General features: G+C 37.6%; 15 protein-coding genes. 9 read left to right on the top strand and 6 right to left on the bottom strand.

Features of this window, described 5'->3' with window-relative positions; translation table 11 throughout:
- Positions 1 to 413: 413 nt before the first annotated feature.
- A complete protein-coding gene (locus PVV59_RS00190) occupies positions 414 to 944 on the top strand; it encodes a GcrA family cell cycle regulator (RefSeq protein ID WP_273753871.1) in 531 nt (176 codons plus the stop codon).
- Positions 945 to 1,898: 954 nt separating this feature from the next.
- Here PVV59_RS00190 and PVV59_RS00195 read toward each other — a convergent pair.
- Positions 1,899 to 2,489 carry a Smr/MutS family protein gene (locus PVV59_RS00195; protein WP_273753872.1) on the bottom strand — a complete coding sequence of 197 codons (591 nt, stop codon included), beginning with the start codon at positions 2,487 to 2,489 and terminating at the stop codon, positions 1,899 to 1,901.
- 46 nt (positions 2,490 to 2,535) lie between these two features.
- Positions 2,536 to 3,228: a Tim44/TimA family putative adaptor protein gene (locus PVV59_RS00200; RefSeq protein ID WP_273753873.1), complete on the bottom strand. Its 693-nt coding sequence runs from the start codon at positions 3,226 to 3,228 to the stop codon at positions 2,536 to 2,538.
- Positions 3,229 to 3,399: 171 nt separating this feature from the next.
- Between PVV59_RS00200 and PVV59_RS00205 the strand changes: the two genes are divergently transcribed.
- Together PVV59_RS00205 and secB are read left to right on the top strand one after the other, a co-directional pair.
- The gene (locus tag PVV59_RS00205) at positions 3,400 to 3,894 is read left to right on the top strand and encodes an FxsA family protein (RefSeq protein WP_273753874.1); all 495 of its coding nucleotides are present in this window, start codon (positions 3,400 to 3,402) and stop codon (positions 3,892 to 3,894) included.
- Positions 3,895 to 4,038: 144 nt separating this feature from the next.
- Entirely contained in the window at positions 4,039 to 4,515 is a 477-nt protein-coding gene (gene secB, locus PVV59_RS00210) for a protein-export chaperone SecB (protein WP_273753875.1), read from the top strand.
- Between the two features lie 65 nt (positions 4,516 to 4,580).
- Here secB and PVV59_RS00215 read toward each other — a convergent pair whose 3' ends face one another.
- Positions 4,581 to 6,881: an NADP-dependent malic enzyme gene (locus PVV59_RS00215; protein ID WP_273753876.1), complete on the bottom strand. Its 2,301-nt coding sequence runs from the start codon at positions 6,879 to 6,881 to the stop codon at positions 4,581 to 4,583.
- Positions 6,882 to 7,077: 196 nt separating this feature from the next.
- On the opposite strand from PVV59_RS00215, the gene mutS reads away from it, so the two are divergent.
- Positions 7,078 to 9,822 (top strand): DNA mismatch repair protein MutS, encoded by a 2,745-nt coding sequence (mutS, locus tag PVV59_RS00220; protein ID WP_273753877.1) that lies wholly within the window; start codon positions 7,078 to 7,080, stop codon positions 9,820 to 9,822.
- A gap of 1,038 nt (positions 9,823 to 10,860) precedes the next feature.
- On the opposite strand, the gene ilvD is transcribed toward mutS, so the two are convergent.
- The 3 genes from ilvD to PVV59_RS00235 all read right to left on the bottom strand — a co-directional run bounded on the left by ilvD (position 10,861) and on the right by PVV59_RS00235 (position 14,513).
- Positions 10,861 to 12,699, bottom strand: coding sequence for a dihydroxy-acid dehydratase (gene ilvD / locus PVV59_RS00225; RefSeq protein WP_273753878.1), 1,839 nt, complete (start codon positions 12,697 to 12,699; stop codon positions 10,861 to 10,863).
- A 1,104-nt stretch (positions 12,700 to 13,803) separates the two neighbouring features.
- Complete coding sequence (locus PVV59_RS00230) at positions 13,804 to 14,055, bottom strand: DUF1150 domain-containing protein (RefSeq protein ID WP_005774433.1); 252 nt, start codon at positions 14,053 to 14,055, stop codon at positions 13,804 to 13,806.
- A 26-nt stretch (positions 14,056 to 14,081) separates the two neighbouring features.
- Positions 14,082 to 14,513 carry an Hsp20 family protein gene (locus PVV59_RS00235; RefSeq protein ID WP_273753879.1) on the bottom strand — a complete coding sequence of 144 codons (432 nt, stop codon included), beginning with the start codon at positions 14,511 to 14,513 and terminating at the stop codon, positions 14,082 to 14,084.
- A 120-nt stretch (positions 14,514 to 14,633) separates the two neighbouring features.
- Here PVV59_RS00235 and nth point away from each other — a divergent pair, with 120 nt between their 5' ends.
- The 5 genes from nth to pheT all read left to right on the top strand — a co-directional run bounded on the left by nth (position 14,634) and on the right by pheT (position 19,813).
- Complete coding sequence (gene nth, locus PVV59_RS00240; RefSeq protein WP_275046163.1) at positions 14,634 to 15,395, top strand: endonuclease III; 762 nt, start codon at positions 14,634 to 14,636, stop codon at positions 15,393 to 15,395.
- A 155-nt stretch (positions 15,396 to 15,550) separates the two neighbouring features.
- The gene (rpmI, locus tag PVV59_RS00245) at positions 15,551 to 15,754 is read left to right on the top strand and encodes a 50S ribosomal protein L35 (RefSeq protein WP_120121604.1); all 204 of its coding nucleotides are present in this window, start codon (positions 15,551 to 15,553) and stop codon (positions 15,752 to 15,754) included.
- A gap of 33 nt (positions 15,755 to 15,787) precedes the next feature.
- The gene (gene rplT, locus PVV59_RS00250) at positions 15,788 to 16,189 is read left to right on the top strand and encodes a 50S ribosomal protein L20 (protein ID WP_273753880.1); all 402 of its coding nucleotides are present in this window, start codon (positions 15,788 to 15,790) and stop codon (positions 16,187 to 16,189) included.
- A 94-nt stretch (positions 16,190 to 16,283) separates the two neighbouring features.
- The gene (pheS, locus tag PVV59_RS00255) at positions 16,284 to 17,366 is read left to right on the top strand and encodes a phenylalanine--tRNA ligase subunit alpha (protein WP_273753881.1); all 1,083 of its coding nucleotides are present in this window, start codon (positions 16,284 to 16,286) and stop codon (positions 17,364 to 17,366) included.
- Between the two features lie 32 nt (positions 17,367 to 17,398).
- Positions 17,399 to 19,813, top strand: a complete 2,415-nt coding sequence (pheT, locus tag PVV59_RS00260) for a phenylalanine--tRNA ligase subunit beta (protein WP_273753882.1) — start codon at positions 17,399 to 17,401, stop codon at positions 19,811 to 19,813.
- Positions 19,814 to 21,149 lie beyond the last annotated feature (1,336 nt).

Here is a 21,149-nt window from a genome sequence, read left to right on the forward strand (position 1 = left end):
TGCATTTCATTAAAGTGCTTTAAACATTTCACTCGATTAATGATTACATGGAATAGATCATTACACCAATTGAAAAAAAGTCAATGAAGGTTCTACAAATAAGCATTTTGGGAAAAAGCCTTAAACAAAAGTGGACGTTTAACCTATGATTGATTTGCAAGTTGGGGAAAACATTCTAAATAAACTCTTTGAGAGGCAAAGACTCTTGTCATAGAGTGAGTGCATATTGTAACTTACACTATAGTTTAAGCAAGATAATGTGTTTTGATTTGTAAGTTCCGCAGGTTGAATGATTTTTTTATGCTCACTTAGAGTGTAAAATTCTTTCATTTAGTGCATTGAGAACATTATTAAAACATTTGAAGATGCAAAGGGGAAGCATCTCAGTGACGTAATCGGAATGGAGTGCTGATATGGGTTGGACATGTGAACGCGTTGAGCTTCTTAAAAAGCTCTGGAGTGAAGGGTTAAGTGCAAGTCAAATTGCCGCTCAATTAGGTGGGGTCAGCAGAAATGCAGTCATCGGCAAAGTGCATCGATTGAAGTTGCCAGGACGTGGCAAGACAGCACAGGGAAATACACGCGCGCAAAAAACTCCCGCAAGCAGCCCATCATCTCCACGTGTGCGTCGCAACACAGCGACAGTATCGCCAATAAACACATCATCTGTCAACGTTGAAGAAACAACTTTAAAGACAGAGTTTGTAGCAGAAGATGTCAAAGAAGTTGATATGCCTACAAAATCTAATGTAGTGGTGCCTATATCACGGCAACTTAATCTGCTACAATTGAGTGAAAATACATGTAGATGGCCGGTTGGCGATCCATTATCAGCCGATTTTCATTTTTGTGGTGCTGATTCTGATGAAAATAGTCCCTATTGTGCCTTTCATGCTAAATTAGCATTTCAACCAATATCTGAAAGACGGCGAATAAGGGTATAATATCCGCCGATATAATTTTATATTCTGCGCCTCATGATAAAATTTTAATGATAGAGTTATTATGAGAAAGAGATTTAATGAGGTTTTTAATGAATGAGAACGTTTCTTCATGAAAATATTCAACGAAATTGTATCTTTTAGTGCTACTGCGCGGCCGTGTGTTATAAATCTACGTTTTTTATTTTCACGATTCTCTTTAATTTAATTGTACAGCTTTTAAAACTATCTATAGTAATATCTTTTGAATAATGCAGATTTCTCAATCTATCATATTTTTATTCTTTGTGTTATAATAGCGTAATGTTTTGTTTTACAAAAATAATTTATCGTTTAGCAACCTGAGTGAAATCCACAAATATATCTCTCTTATTTTAAGCTCTCTTATATTGAAGCAATCAAAACCTTTGGTTTGCACGTCATGTGCGAAGGGAGCCTATGCAGAGTAAAAACACTTTTAAAAAAAGCATGCCGCCGATAACCCCTCTCAAGTTCCAAGAGTTTTGCAATATTAGGGGCTAGAAAAATGTGTGATCGTGTGGCTTACACTTTAAGCGTAAAGATGAAGGTATATAATCAATTTTATACGCTTCATGGAGATCACTATTTTATGCACTCTATTACAGAATAAGCTTGAAATTATTAAGAGATATTTCTCTAAAATAAGCTCATGAATATGCAACACAAGTGTATTCTACTTGAAGCATTTTGTTTTTCATGAAGAGCATGGACTTAAAAAAACACGCGATAAATAAAAGCATGATGCAATGCATAGTGCGTAAGACGAATAGTCTTTGTAATTCTTTATAAAAAATTAAAATAAGGAAATGTTATATTCAAGACTCTTATGCAATAGACAGAAATTATAAATTAATATGTTATCATGCCTCTTCTATGATCTATAATATACGAGATCTTTTAAAATAAATATTCAACCTGAAACGAATACAGATAATATCACATTCCTTTTCCCGACACAAAACGACGCAACCAAATATAAAGCGCACCTTCACCGCCATGCTGACGTGCTGCTTGCTCAAACGCATGAACATAATATCGAAAAGCTGGTGTTGATAACCAATACGGAACAAATCTATACAAAGCTCCATCACTCCCAATAGATCGACCTTTTCCTGTAATAACAAGAACATAACGCAATCCACTCTGTTGAGAGGATTGTAGAAATTTTTTTAAGAAAAAATAAGCTTCTTCCTGCATATAACCGTGAAGATCAAGACGCGCCTCAAGAGGATAACGACCTTGGGCAATTTTACGATGTGCAACATGATCAAAGAAATGAATTTTATGCGTTTGTGTAACGGCTCTCTTTTCTTTTTTAATAATTGTTGAGCGTTGTTGATTTTCCTGCCCCCCTAGAGGAGCTTGAGTTATGCACTGTTTTTTATCATTAATATTTGCAATATTTTCTGATATAGAAGAGAGCCTCTTATCATGAAGCGGTGTTATTGTGCGACAAACCTTCTCCCATAAAAGGCGATCTTGTGAAGTTAATAAATCTCTTTTTTGTCTCCATTCACTTAAGGACATTTCAATTTCTCATAAATTATTGAGTACTTATGGAAGAAAAGGTACTTTAATTTTCATCTTCTGTAGCGAAAAGCTTCCAGTTTGGGTCCGATGATAGGCTATTACGAACAAACGTCCAAATATCCTTAATTTCTATAATAGCATCGGTATCACCGTCTATACGCTCACCCTGTTCATTATAAGTAACAGAAATCATCTCACTGATAATACGTACCGTTAAAAGTTCATCCTTTTCTTGCATTGCCGCCGCAACAAGCTCTATTTTATTAATTCCAACAAAAGTAAACTCTATTCTTTCTTTGTTTTTTTCTCGTTGTTCAATAGCAGAACAAAAGCTTTCAAAAACATCCTGACAAAGCAAGCTTTTCAGTTGACTGCGATCACCTTTGGCAAAAGCTGTTACAATCATCTCATAAGCAATTTGTGCACCTTTTATAAAAGATTGAGGAGAAAAATGAGGATCAATTCTACGCAGTGCGCGCAAATTTTCATTTAAAATACTCCCCTCTGGTGCAATCGTATCAATTTCACTAAAATCGTCTTTTTGTAAATTTTTTTGATGAGGGAACGAAACAATATTATCCGTCGTTTCTGGATCAGCTCGTTTTTCAGAACGACGTGAATAAGGATCAAAGGGAGGCTTTTCAAATCCAATTCTCTTCCCTAATACACTACGGAGTTGCACAAAAATAACAACCACAACAACAAGAGCGATAACAAGTATAACGTCAAATTCCATGGGCGCGGTCAATCTCCAAAGCTTTAAGTTTGTAATAAAACATTGCAGTCAATATCATTTATCAATAAATATGTAAAATAGGGAATCCTACCATTCAAATATTTTTATAAATTTTATATAAGGAATGCTCTTAAGAACTTCTCCCCTACTCATCCAGAAGGAATTTTTCATGTGATAAAACTTTATTCTATAAATCCTCGTTTTTTTATCGTTATATTTCTCTGTATTCTGTTAATTGAGATTGCTGGTTTTATCTTTGTTGGTCAAGCAATTGGCATTTTGGCAACTTTGAGTTTGGTTGTTCTCACAACCATAATTGGGGTTATTTTATTGCGAATTCAAGGTCTTAGCCTTTTAAAAAACATACAAAGTGAACTTATCCAAGGACGCACATTAGAAAACAATATTATTCATGATGCTTGCATCATGTTTAGTGCAATTTTGCTTATTCTCCCCGGTTTTGTAACAGATCTCTTGGGGATATTACTTCTTATTAAACCAATTCGCTCTTTTGCTTGGCATTTCTTTTCATCATTAAAAAATACGTTGAATTCCAATATGAAAAGAAAAAATAATTCTGAAAAAATAATTGATCTTAACGCTGCAGATTACAAAATTCATGATACGACAGAATCCCCATGGCGCAAAAATGATGATAATCAGTGAATTTGCCTAAAAAATCTGCAACAAACGAAAAAAATAGTCAAGATAAAGCGCGCGTTCCTTGCAACCTTTAGCAAGGCATGATAACCAATTCGATTTTTAGATCTGAAATAAATATACATAATTATAATGAGAGAGGTTCGTCGTATGGCCGAAGGTGAAATGAACAACAGTGGCGGAGAGCCGGTTTTTGCTGTATTAACGCAATATTTAAAAGATTTATCATTCGAAAACCCAGGTGCTCCCCATTCATTGCGTACGCGTGAAAAATCACCACAAATTGATATCAATATTAATGTCAATGCTAACCCGATTGGTGATGACAATTATGATGTCGTTTTATCTCTCTCCGTCAAAGCCAATGATAATACTGAAACTTTATTTCATGTAGAACTGATTTACGGAGGAGTTTTCCACCTGAAAAACATTCCACAAGAACATGTTATGCCTCTGGTCTTTATTGAATGTCCCCGTCTTTTATTTCCATTTGCGCGCCAAATTATATCTAATGCTACTCAAAATGGTGGTTTTCCACCTTTGTGGATTGATCCTATTGATTTTGCAGCTCTCTTTCAAAAGCGTCTCGCTGAAGAACAAAAAGACAATCAAATACAGCCTTCTTAAAAATTTGTTCTTTTGCTATCATAAAGCCCTTTAATATATTATTGATCTATTAAGGGCTTTTTTCTTTAAATGACTTTTGCCGCATGATAAGCTGCAAGCATTGCAATATTGACAACATCTGTATCGCTTCCACTAAACGGTACAATTTGAACAGATTTTTCCAATCCAATTAAAATAGGACCGATGATGGTTGCTTCTCCAAGTTCTTGTAACATTTTGCTTGCAATAGAAGATGCGTGATAGCTAGGCATAACCAAAATATTAGCAGGCTCTGTTAATCCCATAAATGGATATTGCTGCATCAATTTTGAATTAAGCGCTACATCAGCACTCATTTCTCCATCAAACTCAAAATCAACTTTGCGTTCATGCAAAATATTAATTGCATCCTGAATTTGCTGTGTGACATTCCCTTTCATATAACCAAACGTAGAAAACGCTAAAAACGCAACCCTTGGTTGACATCCAAATCCACGCACAAACGAAGCGGTTTGTTCCGCTATATCCGCTAGTTCTTTAGCATTAGGATTTTCATAAACGGCAGTATCCGCAATAAACACAGTTCGTCCACGGCAAATAGCCATTGAAATACCAATCAGTCGTTCTTTTGGTTTTTCATCAATTGCCCGACGTATATCAACCAGCGCTGTTTCATAATTGCGTGTCACCCCTGTAACCATTGCATCCGCATCTCCTAATGCCACCATACACGCAGCAAAATAATTTCGATCATTATTGATACGGCGATGACAATCGCGCAACAGCCAGCCTTGGCGCTGCATCTTTTTATAAAGATAATTTGCATAAGCATCTGTACGACAGGAAAGCTTAGCATTCATAATTGAGATACCTTCACGCTCCAGATCAATTCCAGCGGTAAAAGCCGTTTCTCTTACTTGCTCTTCACGACCAACCAAAATCGCTTTTCCTAATTGTTGATGAACATAGGAAACAGCAGCCCGCATGACTTGCTCCTCTTCACCTTCTGCAAAAACAATTTGTTTTGGCGCTTGACGAACATGGTTATAAATCCCACGCATCATTGAAGAAGTAGGGTCACGTCTCGCATTCAAATCGCGCTCATAAGCCTCTAAATCATCTATGTTCTTTTGCGCAACACCACTTTTCATCGCTGCTTTTGCTACCGCGATTGAAACAACCGTAAACAAACGTGGATCAAAAGGAACAGGAATGATATAATTCGGTCCAAATTTCAACCGCTTTCCATGATAAGCTTCTGCAACACTGTCAGGAACTTCTTCATGGGCTAAATTAGCAAGGGCTCTTGCCGCAGCAATCTTCATATCTTCATTAATAACGGTTGCACGCACATCAAGCGCACCACGAAATATATAAGGAAAACAAAGAACATTGTTAATCTGATTTGGATAATCCGAACGACCTGTCGCAACAATGGCATCATTACGCACTTGCATAACTTCTTCTGGGGTAATTTCTGGATCGGGATTAGCCATAGCAAAAATAATCGGCTGCAGTGCCATGGACTTCACCATTTCAGGAGTTAATGCACCTTTAGCAGAAACCCCGAAAAATATATCTGCCCCTTCCATTGCTTCGGCAAGTGTTCGTTTATCGGTTCGGATAGCATGAGCAGATTTCCATTGATTCATTCCCTCTTTGCGCCCTTCATAGACAACGCCTTTGGTATCACATAGGATGATATTTTCAGCTCTAAAACCCATCGCCTTAATCAATTCAATACAAGCAATGCCGGCAGAACCAGCACCATTACAGACAAGCCGCGCATTTTGCATATCACGTCCTGTTAGCTTCAAAGCATTGAGCACACCAGCAGCGACAATAATTGCTGTACCATGTTGATCATCATGAAAAACAGGAATATTCATCACCTCGCGTAAGCGACTTTCAATCATAAAGCACTCAGGCGCCTTAATATCTTCAAGATTGATGCCGCCAAAAGAAGGTTCTAAATGGCGCACCAAATTGATAAAATTCTCTGGATCGTTTGTATCAATTTCTAAATCAATGGAATCAATATCGGCAAAGCGCTTAAAAAGCACTGCCTTACCTTCCATCACAGGCTTAGATGCAAGCGCACCTAAATTGCCTAAACCTAGAATAGCTGTTCCATTTGATATAACAGCAACAAGATTGCCCTTTGCTGTATAATCATAAGCCAATGCTGAATTTTGAGCAATTGCCTTAACTGGAACCGCAACACCTGGAGAATAAGCAAGAGCTAAATCATGCTGTGTTGCCATAGACTTTGTTGCAACAATCTCAAGCTTTCCTGGCCGACCACGACTATGAAAATCAAGAGCTTCTCGTTCGCTCGCACTGTAAACCGTTTGATACATTTTCTGATCCTGCTCGCTCTTTTTCATCTCACTTTATTTTCTCCAAAAACAGTGTAAATTCTGCTTGATAATGCATATAATCATTCGATTTGATTCATATGTTAGAAATCGCTATTCTTTGCCTTAGCAAATCTGATGATGCGTTTCAATTTAGAGATAAATAAATATCGAAGTAAACAAAAAAGAGTAAAAGCTTCACTGAAAGGGAACAGGCTACGTAAAAATGGATAAAAAAAACGACCATAAAAATAATTTAATTCCACAGCCTGCTTCCCTCTCTGCTTCCTCTTCAGAACGTCTTACACCTATGATGGAGCAATACATAGAAATCAAAGCTGTCCATCATGATTGCCTTCTTTTTTACCGAATGGGGGATTTTTATGAATTATTTTTTAAGGATGCAATTGAAGCTGCTCAAGCTTTAGGAATCACGCTCACAGCACGCGGAAAACATTTAGGGCAAGATATTCCTATGTGTGGTGTTCCCGTTCATGCTGCAGACGATTATTTGCAAAAACTAATTGCTTGTGGTTATCGCGTTGCTGTTTGTGAACAAACAGAAGATCCTGCTGAGGCAAAGAAACGTGGCTCTAAATCTGTTGTTCGGCGTGATGTTGTTCGCCTTGTAACCCCCGGAACGATAACAGAAGAAAAACTCCTTGATCCAACACGCGCAAATTATCTGATGACACTTTCTCGGATAAAAACTGGCGATAGAGAAGAATTTGCTCTTTCTTGGATTGATATCTCAACAGGCATATTTCGTGTAACAGAAAGCCGCCAAGAAAAACTTTTAGCAGATATTATGCGTGTAGACCCACAAGAAATCATTGTTGCTGATTCCTTTTTTCATGATAAATCGCATAAATCACTTTTTAATGTTCTTGATCGTATCGTTTCACCTCAACCGGCTTGTCTCTTTGATACCCTCACCGCTGAACGAGATATTTGCACTTATTTTAAACTCTCAACGTTGGAAGGTGTTGCCGATTATTCACGCTGCGAACTCTCTGCAATCGTAGCTGCTATTCGTTATATCGAAAAAACACAAATCACGCATCGCCCCCCCCTCATGCAACCTGAGTGCCAAAATGAAAGTGCTACCCTTTTTATTGATGCTGCAACCAGACTAAGCCTTGAGCTTATTCGAACGACATCAGGTCAACGGGATGGAAGTTTATTAAAAGCTATTGATCGCACTGTAACAGGAGGAGGATCTCGCCTTCTCATTGATCGCCTTATTGCTCCTCTTACCATCCCTTCTGCTATTGATACGCGTTTAGATTCTATCGATTTTTTTCTCCGGAATCCTTCTCTTGCAGAAGCGATAAAGCTCACTTTAAAAGGGGGCCCAGATATGCCCCGCGCCGTTTCACGTTTGGCTCTTGGACGAGGAGGTCCCCGTGATATGGCAACGATTCAACGCGGCTTTGAAATCATTCGTGAAATTCATCAGCTTCTTAATAATGAGCTCCCGCCTCAAGAAATAAGTGATATACAACAGGTGTTTTCAAATCTACCCGTTGCTTTACATTGCCATTTAGACCAAGCATTGGCTGATGATCTCCCACTGCTTAAACGTGATGGTGGTTTTATTCGTTCCAATTATCATCAAGAACTCGATGAAATGCGTGCTTTACGTGATGAATCACGCCGTGTCATTGCTGAACTTCAAGCGCAATATGCCCAAGAAACAGAAATTAAGACGCTTAAAATAAAGCATAATAATATTCTAGGCTATTTCATTGAAGTCACCAGTACACAAGCATCTTCCCTTACAAATAACCCACAAGCTAAAGCACGCTTTATTCACCGGCAAACAATGGCAAATGCTATGCGCTTTACAACAACAGAGCTTGCTGATCTTGAAAGTCGTATTGCCCATGCTGCCAACCACGCCTTGACACTTGAACTAGAGATATTTGATACGCTTGTTCAGGAAATTACCGAACAAGTTGATTTTATTCGTAAAGCCGCTGAAGCACTTGCTATTTTAGATGTTTCTGTCGCTTTAGCACATCTTGCTGAAGAACAAGGATATTGCCGCCCTAAAATTGATCATTCACTGACCTTCCATATCACCGCAGGACGCCATCCAGTTGTTGAGCAAGCACTCCGCAAACAAGCAGCAGAACCCTTTGTTGCCAATAATTGTGATCTCTCTGCGCAAAAAAATCAGCAATATGCAGCAATCTGGCTTTTGACAGGACCTAATATGGGAGGAAAATCAACCTTTTTACGGCAGAACGCTCTTATAGCTATTATGGCGCAAATGGGATCCTTTGTTCCTGCAACCTCAGCACACATTGGCGTTGTTGATCGCCTGTTTAGTCGTGTTGGTGCTTCTGATGATCTTGCTCGGGGACGCTCAACCTTTATGATGGAAATGGTTGAAACGGCAACGATTCTCAATCATGCAAGTCACCATTCTCTTGTTATTCTCGATGAAATAGGACGTGGAACATCAACCTTTGATGGACTTTCTATTGCTTGGGCTGCTGTTGAATATCTCCATGAAGTTAATCACTGTCGTGCTATTCTCGCTACCCATTTTCATGAAATGACAGCACTGACCGAAAAACTTGATAGACTGCACAATGTAACCATGAAAGTTAAAAATTGGAATGGTGATGTGGTTTTTCTTCATGAAGTCACACCAGGAGCCGCTGACCGATCCTATGGTGTACAAGTCGCAAAGCTTGCTGGACTTCCTTCAGCTGTTATTACACGAGCAACAGATGTCCTCCATCAATTAGAACAAGGTGAAATGGCTGGAAAAGGACATAAACTCATCGATGATTTACCACTCTTTTCTCTTCAAACAACCTCTCCCCTTAACGAAGAAAGAAACAAACATGATGTACTTCACGAAGCTTTAAAAAATATTCATCCCGATGAGCTTTCCCCTAAACAAGCTTTAGAAACAATTTATCACCTCAAACAACTTGAAAAAAATAATTCCTTATAAAAATAAACACTCTCTTTTATTAAAAAGCTTTCTTAATAGCAAATTAAAGTACCCTTTTTGATATGTTTTAGCATAAAGTAACTGTTTACTGTATCCTCATCACTTTTCTGCGCAACATATTTTGATAAGCATAGAGAGAAAAACCCTGTGCATTTTCATATTTTCTTAGATCAAGATTAGCTCTTATACAAAAAAAATAATCAACATCGATTCTTTTTACAAAACAGTCCTTTTTTGCAAAGATTGTTACGAAATTTTCTCTCCCCTATGAATAAATAGATTTAATGAATCATACTTTTTTACGATCAATATTATTGTTATCATAGCAACAGCTTTGGTTTAAAGCTGTCTGTGTTGGAACGCTCCCCAATTTTGCATGATAAATTCATAGATAATGGATCGTAAATTTTGTTGATATTTTAAACGATAAAGAACTCTTTTAATGTTTTTACATATGTTGTATGAACAAACTCTACTGCTTTTGATTTTCCTAAAAAGCCTTTGAGCTCCTTCCCGCATCTCAAAAATGGAAATTCTCACTTAAATCTGGGCTGTTTTCAGACCAGATTCTAGAAGCTTTTCCTTGAATTCCAGTCATATGATTCACTTAAACTAAAGAATTGACAAGCTTCTTTTAAGAATATTCCCACACACTAAAAAATACTTAATGTTGAAGGCCGTTTTATATCACAGCCCTCAATAAGGGTGTTTTACGACATAACATGATAATATCACCAATACAGTAAATATCTTTCCTAAATATGCGTAAAAAGAGGTCGCAATCTCCTACAAAACTTAGAAGATAATATGAAAAATCATCAATCCCCTTCTTCACCTATCTTATATAGCTAGTTGCTAAAACGAAAAATCTGCAACAAGCTTTTAAATCATATTTATGTTTTTTAATCATATTCACGATGACTCAAAATATTATGATAAGTTCGTAAACTTATAGAATAATCTGCTTAGAATATCGTGCAAAAAATCAGAGCATACTTTCTCTTTACCTTTTCTTATAAGGATGCATCCTTCATCTCATCAAATATTACGAACAGCACCTTTTGCAGCAGAAGTTGTCATCGCAGCATAAGCTTTGAGAGCCTTTGAAACTTTGCGCTGACGCTTCTCAACCGGTTGCCAAGCATCTTTTCCTTTCGCTTCCATCTTGGCACGACGCTGTTTCATCTCAACATCATCAACCAACATATGAATGCTACGGTTTGGAATGTCAATTTCTATGATATCCCCTTCTTCCACCAACGCAATTTCTCCTCCTTCAGCTGCTTCTGGTGAAATATGGCCTATCGAAAGACCTGAGCTTCCCCCTGAAAAACGTCCATCCGTAACAAGTGCACAAACTTTGCCCAATCCTTTAGATTTGAGATAACTTGTTGGATAAAGCATCTCTTGCATTCCAGGTCCCCCACGCGGTCCTTCATAACGGATTAAAACAATTTCACCTGTTTTAATTTTATCATTTAAGATCGCTAAAACAGCTGAATCTTGACTTTCAAAAATTCTCGCTGGACCTTTAAAGGTCAAAATTGATTGATCAACACCTGCTGTTTTTACAATACAGCCATCTTTAGCAAGATTTCCATAAAGAACTGCCAATCCTCCATCTTGTGAATAGGCATGCTCCCTATCACGAATCACACCTTTTTCACGATCAAGATCAAGAGTCTCATAGCGACAAGATTGACTAAAAGCTATCTGTGTCGGAATCCCCCCTGGAGCGGCACGATAAAATGCATAAACTGTTGATTCTTTGGTTTGTTTTATATCCCAATGATCAAGAGCTTCTTTCATGGTTTTTGCGTGAACCGTATAAGTTGATGTATCAATGAGTCCAGCCGCATCTAGCTCGCCTAAAAGCCCCATAATACCACCTGCGCGATGAACATCTTCCATATGGACATTCGCAACAGCAGGAGCAACCTTGCATAAAACTGGAACACGACGTGAAAGGTGGTCAATATCCGTCATGGTAAAATCTACCTCACCTTCTTGTGCCGCTGCTAAAAGATGCAGTACCGTATTGGTTGAGCCCCCCATGGCAATATCAACAGTCATGGCATTTTCAAAAGCCCTGCGTGAAGCAATAGAGCGTGGCAAAATCGTTTCATCATCTTTTTCATAATAACGCTTGGCCAATGCAACAATCTGCCTTCCAGCTTCTTCAAAAAGCATCCGTCGATCTGCATGTGTTGCGAGCACTGATCCATTTCCAGGAAGCGAAAGCCCCAAAGCTTCTGTTAAGCAATTCATGGAATTAGCCGTAAACATTCCTGAACAAGACCCACATGTAGGACAAGCAGCACGTTCCATTTCAGCAACTTCTTCTTCTGAATTCTGTTCTGAAGCGGCGGCAACCATGGCATCAACCAAATCAACCCTTAAATCTTGATCTTTCCATTTAATCTTACCGGCTTCCATAGGCCCGCCTGAAACAAAGATTGTTGGAATATTCAATCGTAAAGCAGCCATTAACATTCCAGGTGTAATTTTGTCACAATTAGAAATACAAACAAGAGCATCCGCACAATGGGCATTGACCATATACTCTACAGAATCAGCAATAATTTCACGTGAGGGCAGAGAATAAAGCATTCCATCGTGACCCATCGCAATTCCATCATCTACAGCAATGGTGTTAAACTCTTTTGCAACACCACCAGCAATGGCTATCTGTTGTGCAACCAATTGTCCAAGATCTTTTAAATGAACATGCCCTGGTACAAATTGTGTAAAAGAATTCGCAATCGCAATAATGGGTTTACCAAAATCCGCATCTTTCATCCCTGTTGCACGCCAAAGACCGCGAGCTCCTGCCATATTACGCCCGTGTGTTGATATTCTTGAACGGTAAGAAGGCATTATTTTTTTCCCCTCAAATAATTCCATTTCGCTTGTTGTGCTGTAACTTCACCATAAAACAAGAGCTTTAATATTCAAAAAAGAAAAATACCTTGTCCTGAAGCATTCGAAGCACAAAATTAAAGGCCTTACATAAACTTTCTCATAAAGTCATAAAGCTTTTATTTTGCTATTACCTGATAATCAATATCTAATCACAGAATAACTACACGTTTGAGACAAATTCAAAATGATTCAGTGCAGAACAAACTATTCTAGATTTTTATATGTAAGATTTAGTGCGTATATTACATCAATCTGTTTGCGTAATTTCTGGAAGAAGAGGACAGCCTAATTGGTAAAGAATATGAAAGCATAATGGTATAAAAACCTACCATCTCCTTACACTCTAAGCTTTACACCTTTCAAAAGCATCCATAGCGATATCTTAAATAATGATAATTCTCTCATGCTTTTGTTTTTCACATTCTTCAATGAAGTCAAGATCTTCACGCAAATAGAGTGCTCCAGTGGAATGAACTTTTCCTACCAATTCACGCATTCATTTTAAAGAAGTATCTCTTAATATGCTCTAGCCCATTTCACCACCAAGCCCATGAATGGTATAATATCCCCATAAATAAATAAAACTTATAGAGCACCACCACCTTTACATTTATGTAAAGAAAAATTTGGTAAAATCGTACATTTTACTCATCCAATGTTGTAAAAGTCATTGACAATTAAGATAATTCATAAAGGGAATATTCTTTCCTTCAAGTATTTTTTACCTACACGCCAACTCTACTTATGATGGGAAAACAAGTAATTTTAATTGATCAATACGAGAATACCTTAAATGAGGGAATCTCATAATTTTCAGGCTCTTTATTCCAGTTACAAAAAATTAATTATGAATAGTCATCAATCTTTTATTTTAGTGATAACACCACATTGCAGAAAAATGCCAATCCTTCTAAGCTCCACACAATACTAAAACACCGCGGCCCTCACCAATAAAAGAAGGAAAAATCTAACAATACCGCTAAACAGCACAACACCCTTTAACTGAGAAAAAATGGATAGAATTTATAAATAGATCCATTTTTTCTCGTAAAGCGCAATCTAGTGTAGAGTAACAATCTGGAGTTCATGCTCATTGGCTCCAGCAAGAGCAATAGAGCGTTCATCGGATAAAATGATAGGATAACCTGTTTCACCAAAAAGCGCCCATATGGTAATGCCTGGAGTCATAGGTGGAAGATCTGGAAAGTTTTTAGCCAGATCATCTGTACAAACCTTTTTTAAATAAGCAATCTGTCCCGCATCAGAGTAGGACGTGTTCTGAAATGATAAGCTTTGTTTATGTTCTCCCATTTCACTATTCCTTTACGCCTTAACTTTTATGACTCACTACAACTGACTTTAATTGGAATCTGTTTTATTTCTTTTTTTAATTTTGGTTGATACAGATTAATTGATAAAAGACCATTTTTCAACTCTGCATTTGTAACATTCATCCCTTCCGCAAGAACAAAGATCCGCTGGAATTGCCGCGCGGCTATACCGCGATATAAATATTGGTGATTTTGATTGTCTGTTTGTTTACCATGAATAACCAATTGATTATCATCGAGCAAAATATTAAGATGATTAATCTTAAATCCAGCAACAGCTAAAGTTATCCGGATATGATTTGCATCATCGTTTTTATGTAAACGCTCAATATTATAGGCTGGGTAAGCCTCATCACCTTTACCGATACGTTGTAATATTTTTTCTACAGTTTCAAATCCTAAAAGGAAAGGATTAGAGAAAGGTGTCACATGTGTCATTCATGAGTATCCTCTTTAAAGCGGCTTTACTTGACAAAACTCTATATAAAGTGTTCGCTGCATTCTTCTCATATAGCGAGCGCGAATGATAACTTCAAGAGAGAAGATTAAGAGAGCTTAATGTCTCAAAGTAATATAAAAATACCTCGAAATACCATAAATTTGTCAAAGGTGCGAAATTTATCTGGTATATTATATAATGAAAATGAAATTGCAGAAATATTTCGCCGTTTTTCTGTGCAACGTCCAACACCTAAAAGTGATCTTAACTATATAAATACTTTTACACTGTTGATTGCCGTTGTTCTTTCAGCTCAAGCGACAGATGTAAGCGTTAATAAAGCGACAAAAGAACTCTTTCACCTTGCTGATCAACCAGAAAAAATGGTTGCATTAGGAGAAGAAGGAATAGCACGCCATATCCGTTCAATTGGTCTTTGGCGTGCAAAAGCACGTAATGTTTATGCACTTTGCAACTGTTTAATGGAGCAATATGGTGGTCAAGTCCCTGATACGCGTGAAGCACTTATGTCGCTTCCAGGCGTAGGACGTAAAACAGCGAATGTCGTTTTGAATGTTGCTTTTGGCCAGCCTACATTGGCGGTCGATACACATATTTTTCGCTTAAGCAATCGCCTTGGTTTGGCACCCGGCAAAACACCAGAGATTGTTGAGAAAAAATTATTAAAAATTATACCGATTCATTATCTTCGTCATGCGCATCATTGGCTGATTTTGCATGGGCGTTATGTCTGCCAAGCACGTAAAGCACAATGTAGGCAATGCATTATTGCTGATTTATGTAAAGCTGCAAGCAAAACAAATGCTATTCCAGCACCTTTGGTTGAAATTCAAGGTAATGGAGCGCCGATTTTTTTGTAATACACTCTTGCTATTTTGTGTATACTAGCTTATGAAAGCGTCTCTGGAGAACCGCCCGGCAGGGCATGCCGTGGCTGTTTAAATGCTTATTCAAGTGTTGGTCCACTTGAATGAATAAAATGTTCGGTTGAATTATTAATGTATGGAGTAGCAAAATGCCCAAGATGAAGACCAAATCATCCGCTAAAAAGCGGTTTAAAATCACTGCGTCAGGCAAAATTAAAGTAGCAGCCGCCGGTAAGCGCCATGGTATGATTAAGCGTTCGAATAAATTTATTCGTGATGCACGTGGAACGATGGTTTTGAGTGAGCCAGATGCCAAGAAAGTTATTCAGTATTATTTGCCGAATGGTTCTTAAACCTTACGCTTTTGATTTTTAGGAGAGTATTACATGGCACGTGTAAAAAGAGGTGTGACAGCCCACGCTAAACACAAAAAAGTTTTGAAACAGGCTGAAGGTTTTTACGGTCGTCGTAAAAATACTATTCGTGCTGCTAAGGCAGCAGTTGATCGTTCAAAGCAATATGCTTATCGTGATCGCAAAAATAGAAAGCGTACTTTCCGCGCTTTGTGGATTCAGAGAATTAATGCGGCTGCTCGTGCAGAAGGTTTAACGTATGGACGTTTTATTGATGGCTTATCAAAAGCTGGTATTGAAGTTGATCGTAAAGTTCTTTCAGATATAGCAATCTATGAGGCAGAAGCATTCTCTGCTTTAGTCGCTTCGGCAAAAAAAGCTTTAGAATATTTAAAAGATACAACACCTAATGCTTTTGAAAGCGCTGTCAAGTAAGCCAGTCGTGTTCTCTTAAAGCATTTATTTATTCGAGGTCCCGTGCTGGCTATTGCGAGTGCGGGTTTTTTTTTATTAAAAAATAGGCAAAAATATGAACGATATTGAGCGTCTGGAACAAGAAATTTGTTTAGCCTTAGAAGCTGCAGGTGATGAACAGGCCCTTGAAGCAGTGCGTATTGCAGCATTGGGTAAAAAAGGGAGTATCTCTGAAAAATTAAAAGCATTAGGAAAGATGGAGGCGAGCGAGCGCCAAAAAGTTGGACCCGTTCTTAATGGATTAAAAAATCGCATTTTGGAATTATGGACGCAAAAGCGTGATCTTTTGAAAAGACAAGCAATGAATGCCCGTCTTTCTCGTGAAACGGTTGATATTACCTTGCCTGTTCGCTCTTCGCCTATAGAACGGGGACGTATTCATCCTATTTCACAAGTAATTGAAGAAATTATCGCCATTTATACAAAATTGGGTTTTTCACTTGCAGAAGGACCAGATATTGAAACAGATTATTATAATTTTACAGCATTGAATTTTCCTGAAGGGCATCCAGCACGTGAAATGCATGATACCTTCTTTTTTGATATTGATAAAATGGGAGAACGCAAATTATTGCGGACCCATACCTCACCTGTACAAATTCGCACACTGGAAAAACAACAAGCACCAATACGGATCATTATTCCTGGAAAAACTTATCGTATGGATTCGGATGCAACGCATTCACCCATGTTTCACCAGGTAGAAGGTCTTGTCATTGATAAGACCTCCACTATTGCGCATATGATGTGGTTGCATGAGACTTTTTGTAAAGAATTTTTTGAAGTTTCTTCAGTAAAAATGCGTTTTCGTCCCTCTTTTTTCCCTTTTACCGAACCATCTATGGAAGTAGATATTCAGTGTGATCGTTCTGGTTCAGAAGTAAAGTTTGGTGAAGGGCAGGATTGGTTAGAAATTTTAGGATGTGGAATGGTACATCCTCATGTGTTGAAAAATGTTGGTTTAGATCCCGATGAATATCAAGGTTTTGCATGGGGCATGGGCATTGATCGTATTGCCATGTTAAAATACGGCATGCCTGATTTACGGGCGTTTTTTGATGCGGATCTGCGTTGGCTAGACCATTATGGCTTTCGTTTCTTTGATATGCCTGCTTTTTTTCCTAATAGAAATGTGTGATCTTATCAGAAGCTTTCATGTGAGGTTTTAAAATGAAATTTACTTTGTCGTGGTTAAAAGATCACTTAGAAACAGATGCATCTTTAGATAAAATTTGTGAGAAATTAACAGCTATAGGCCTTGAGGTTGACCATGTTGATGATCGTTCTTCTTTAAAAGGTTTTATGATTGCGAAAGTTTTAACAGCAGATAAACACCCAGATGCAGATAAACTCCAGATTTTATCCGTGGATACAGGCTCTGATACACCTGTTCAAGTTATCTGTGGAGCACCAAATGCACGTGCAGGCCTTGTCGGAGTTCTTGCATTACCAGGCACTTATGTTCCAGGACTCGATGTGACATTATCCGTAGGAAAAATCCGTGGTGTTGAAAGTTTTGGGATGATGTGTTCATGGGCAGAGCTTGAATTATCCAATGAGCACGATGGCATTATCGAACTTCCAGAAGATGCACCTATTGGAGAGACATTTGCAGCTTATGCTGGTCTAGATGACCCAATCATTGATATTGGTTTGACTCCTAATCGCTCTGATTGCACAGGTGTTCGCGGTATTGCTCGTGATCTTGCAGCTGCTGGAATAGGAAAATTAAAAGAATTATCCTTACCACAATTCAAAGCGAGTTTTGAGACACCACTTGATGTTTCGTTAGATTTTTCGCAAAGCACATCCTTGTGTTTAGGTTTTGCTTGGCGTGAAGTGCGCAATGTTCAAAATGGTCCATCACCGCAATGGATGCAACAGCGTTTAAGTGCAATTGGTCTAAGACCGATTAATGCGCTGGTGGATATGACCAATTATATTAGTTTTGATCTTGGTCGTCCGCTCCATGTTTTTGATGCTGATAAAATTAAAGGAAATTTGTATGTGCGTTGTGCTCGTGCAGGGGAAAAACTTCAAGCACTGAACGGAAAAATCTATCATTTGAGCGTTCAGGATTGTATTATTGCCGATGAAGAAGGTGTTGTTTCCATTGCTGGTATCATGGGTGGTGAGAGAACAAGCTGTGATGAGACGACGCGGCGCGTTATTATTGAATCGGCGCTTTGGGATGCGCAAAGCATCGCACAAACAGGGCGCACATTAGGTCTTATCAGTGATGCACGTTATCGGTTTGAACGGGGTGTTGATCCGGCTTTTATGGAAACAGGGCTTGAAATTGCAACAGAACTCACCTTACGCCTTTGTGGTGGTGAAATATCCAAGGCAAAAATTGTTGGCTATCAGCAACAAGAAACCAAACAGATCGCTTTTCCTTTTTCTGAGATTAAACGTTTAACACATTTGGAAATAGAGCCTGAAAAAGTCATCTCTATTTTAGCAAAACTTGGATTTCGCATTGAGGGAAAAGGAGATGTCATTACAGTAAAAGTACCATCATGGCGTCCTGATATTATGGGTAAAGCCGATTTGGTAGAAGAAGTCATGAGGATTTATGGGTTAGATAAAATTAAACCTATTCCTTTGGAAAGTTTCGCAGAAAATAAAGATCAAGTTTTAACATGCGTGCAAATTCGTTCACGCGCTAGCCGTTTGGCTTTAGCGCATCGTGGTATGAAAGAAGCGGTAACGTGGTCTTTTATCTCTGAAAATCAAGCTCTTGCTTTTGGGGGAGGTCAAGCACAGCTTAAATTGATCAATCCTATTGCCGCTGATATGTCAGTGATGCGTCCTTCTCTTTTACCTGGTTTGCTTATGGCGGCACAGAGAAATGCTGATCGTGGTTTTTCTGATCTTGCTTTGTTTGAAGTTTCCAGCATTTATGAAGGTGATACCCCTGATAAACAAAAACGTGTTGTAAGTGGGATTCGTCGTGGCACAGAGAAATTTGAAGGTGCTGGGCGTTTTTGGAATGAAAATGCAACAGCTGTTGATGTTTTTGATGCCAAAGCAGATGCTTTAGCCATTTTAGAAGCATGTGATATAGATGTTGGGAAAGTACAAATTGAAGTTGGAGCCCCTGATTGGTATCACCCAGGTCGTTCAGGTGTCGTAAAACTTGGTTCAAAAATTATTCTTGGTTTTTTTGGTGTTCTTCATCCAGCGACCTTAGAAAAATTAGATATCAGTGGTCCTTTATGCGGTTTTGAAATTTTTCTTGATCAAATTCCAGAACCAAAGAAAAAAACAACGAAAAGCCGTCCTCCTTTGAAATTATCGCCGTTTCAAATGGTGCGGCGTGATTTTGCATTTATTGTTGACAAGAAAGTTGCTTCTTCTCTTATTGTTCGTGCTGCTCAAGGAGCTGATAAAAAACTTATTCATTCCGTCCAGGTTTTTGATCTTTTTGAAGAGCAAAGCCTTGGTGAAGATAAAAAATCTGTTGCCATTGAGATTGTTATTCAACCGATTGAACGCACTTTGACAGATAAAGACCTAGAAGAAATTGCTGCAAAAGTAATAGAAAAAGTCACTAAAATGACAGGCGCTTATCTTCGTCATTGACTATTTTCAAATGATTTTTATAAAGACAGGAGTACGAATGCTCCTTTATTTTTTAAAGGTTCGAATTCTATGGAGTTTTTTGAAAAAGAGTTTTACGACAATCTATCCACTGATAATTTTTGTCTTAAATAAGAATCCCCAATATTATGAGGCTTATCATTTCAAATCCTCTTTGAATGAATCAAAATCATTTATTCTCCTACCTTAAAGTGGAGAAGTTGTTTAGAAACCATAAATAAAGAAAATAATGATACCGCATTTTGTAAAATCAATGATGAAGCTCATCCCTTTGGGACCTATATCTTTCAGTTCAAGCCCATGAAATGGATATAAGGGGTTGTGTAAAAAAAGTCGCATAAATAACATAATAAGTCTCTGTTTTGAGCGTTTTATTTTTTTTATGAGAGATGTATATCTCATTAGAAAATGAGAGTAAAAACATGGGACAATAGGCATTCTATGAATTAAAAAGCATTGCTTGAGATTCTTTATAAAATCGCAAAAACTGCATAACGTCTGTAAATAACTTGACTAACCTGATCTACTAGAACCACCAATAATAGACTAAAACCCTTTGAATTTTTAAAATTCATTTAATATAAAGCTGAATTAAAAAGGAAGATCATCGGAAGATGTTTTTTTACTTTATATCTTGGTATTCTCTTCTAAAAAAGCTGCGCTTCATTTCAGAGATAGACCAAACAGATATACGTAGTATTTTTTCAAATGTGCGCTTTTTAAGAAACATATTTCAATGCTTCTAAGTCTATTTTACGACAGCATCTGTGAATAGTGTAATTAAAGTTTATTACGCTTCATTCTCTTTATGCTTAATAAAAAGCAAATTGGCTCCATCATACTTTCTCTTTTCTAGCTTCCATATAATCGACTAAACCTTGTATTGGCGAGAGACCATAAAAAGGATTTTCATTCCTTTTTATCGTTTTTGTTCACAGACTTATTCTCTGCTTGTAATGATCAAGTAAAAGATAGTCATTGCGTCATAATAAGAAAGTTTAAAATGATAAGCCCCTATGATATTTGGATCATTAACTCAATAAAATGATACGTTAATCCTTATAAATTAATATATTATCATTGAAGTAAGCTGTTGATTCAGCAGTAACAGAAAAGTCACAGGCTTTATGAAATAAAAAGTGCCATAAAACACAAGCTTACCAGCAACGAATGAGAAAGATATCTCAACTTTTTATCAAATACTTTGCAAAACGACAAAGCAATTTTTTTAATTATTCGCTTTTTTAAAGGTGAATTTTCAAGAAAAGAAAGATTTTTTTTAAAGGACTTGAAAAGTTAATTTTTGTAAAAATCCTTC

The organism is Bartonella sp. MM73XJBT.G, from assembly GCF_028618435.1.
Taxonomy (GTDB): Bacteria; Pseudomonadota; Alphaproteobacteria; order Rhizobiales; family Rhizobiaceae; genus Bartonella.

What these genes read in the sequence shown, in the direction of transcription:
- ilvD (WP_273753878.1), bottom strand. Translation starts at nt 12,699, where the DNA reads ATGCCTTCTTACCGTTCAAGAATATCAACACACGGGCGTAATATGGCA.
- rpmI (WP_120121604.1), top strand. Translation starts at nt 15,551, where the DNA reads ATGCCCAAGATGAAGACCAAATCATCCGCTAAAAAGCGGTTTAAAATC.
- rplT (WP_273753880.1), top strand. Translation starts at nt 15,788, where the DNA reads ATGGCACGTGTAAAAAGAGGTGTGACAGCCCACGCTAAACACAAAAAA.
- secB (WP_273753875.1), top strand. Translation starts at nt 4,039, where the DNA reads ATGGCCGAAGGTGAAATGAACAACAGTGGCGGAGAGCCGGTTTTTGCT.
- PVV59_RS00200 (WP_273753873.1), bottom strand. Translation starts at nt 3,228, where the DNA reads ATGGAATTTGACGTTATACTTGTTATCGCTCTTGTTGTTGTGGTTGTT.
- PVV59_RS00230 (WP_005774433.1), bottom strand. Translation starts at nt 14,055, where the DNA reads ATGGGAGAACATAAACAAAGCTTATCATTTCAGAACACGTCCTACTCT.
- PVV59_RS00215 (WP_273753876.1), bottom strand. Translation starts at nt 6,881, where the DNA reads ATGAAAAAGAGCGAGCAGGATCAGAAAATGTATCAAACGGTTTACAGT.
- PVV59_RS00235 (WP_273753879.1), bottom strand. Translation starts at nt 14,513, where the DNA reads ATGACACATGTGACACCTTTCTCTAATCCTTTCCTTTTAGGATTTGAA.
- PVV59_RS00190 (WP_273753871.1), top strand. Translation starts at nt 414, where the DNA reads ATGGGTTGGACATGTGAACGCGTTGAGCTTCTTAAAAAGCTCTGGAGT.
- pheT (WP_273753882.1), top strand. Translation starts at nt 17,399, where the DNA reads ATGAAATTTACTTTGTCGTGGTTAAAAGATCACTTAGAAACAGATGCA.
- nth (WP_275046163.1), top strand. Translation starts at nt 14,634, where the DNA reads ATGTCTCAAAGTAATATAAAAATACCTCGAAATACCATAAATTTGTCA.
- mutS (WP_273753877.1), top strand. Translation starts at nt 7,078, where the DNA reads ATGGATAAAAAAAACGACCATAAAAATAATTTAATTCCACAGCCTGCT.
- PVV59_RS00195 (WP_273753872.1), bottom strand. Translation starts at nt 2,489, where the DNA reads ATGTCCTTAAGTGAATGGAGACAAAAAAGAGATTTATTAACTTCACAA.
- pheS (WP_273753881.1), top strand. Translation starts at nt 16,284, where the DNA reads ATGAACGATATTGAGCGTCTGGAACAAGAAATTTGTTTAGCCTTAGAA.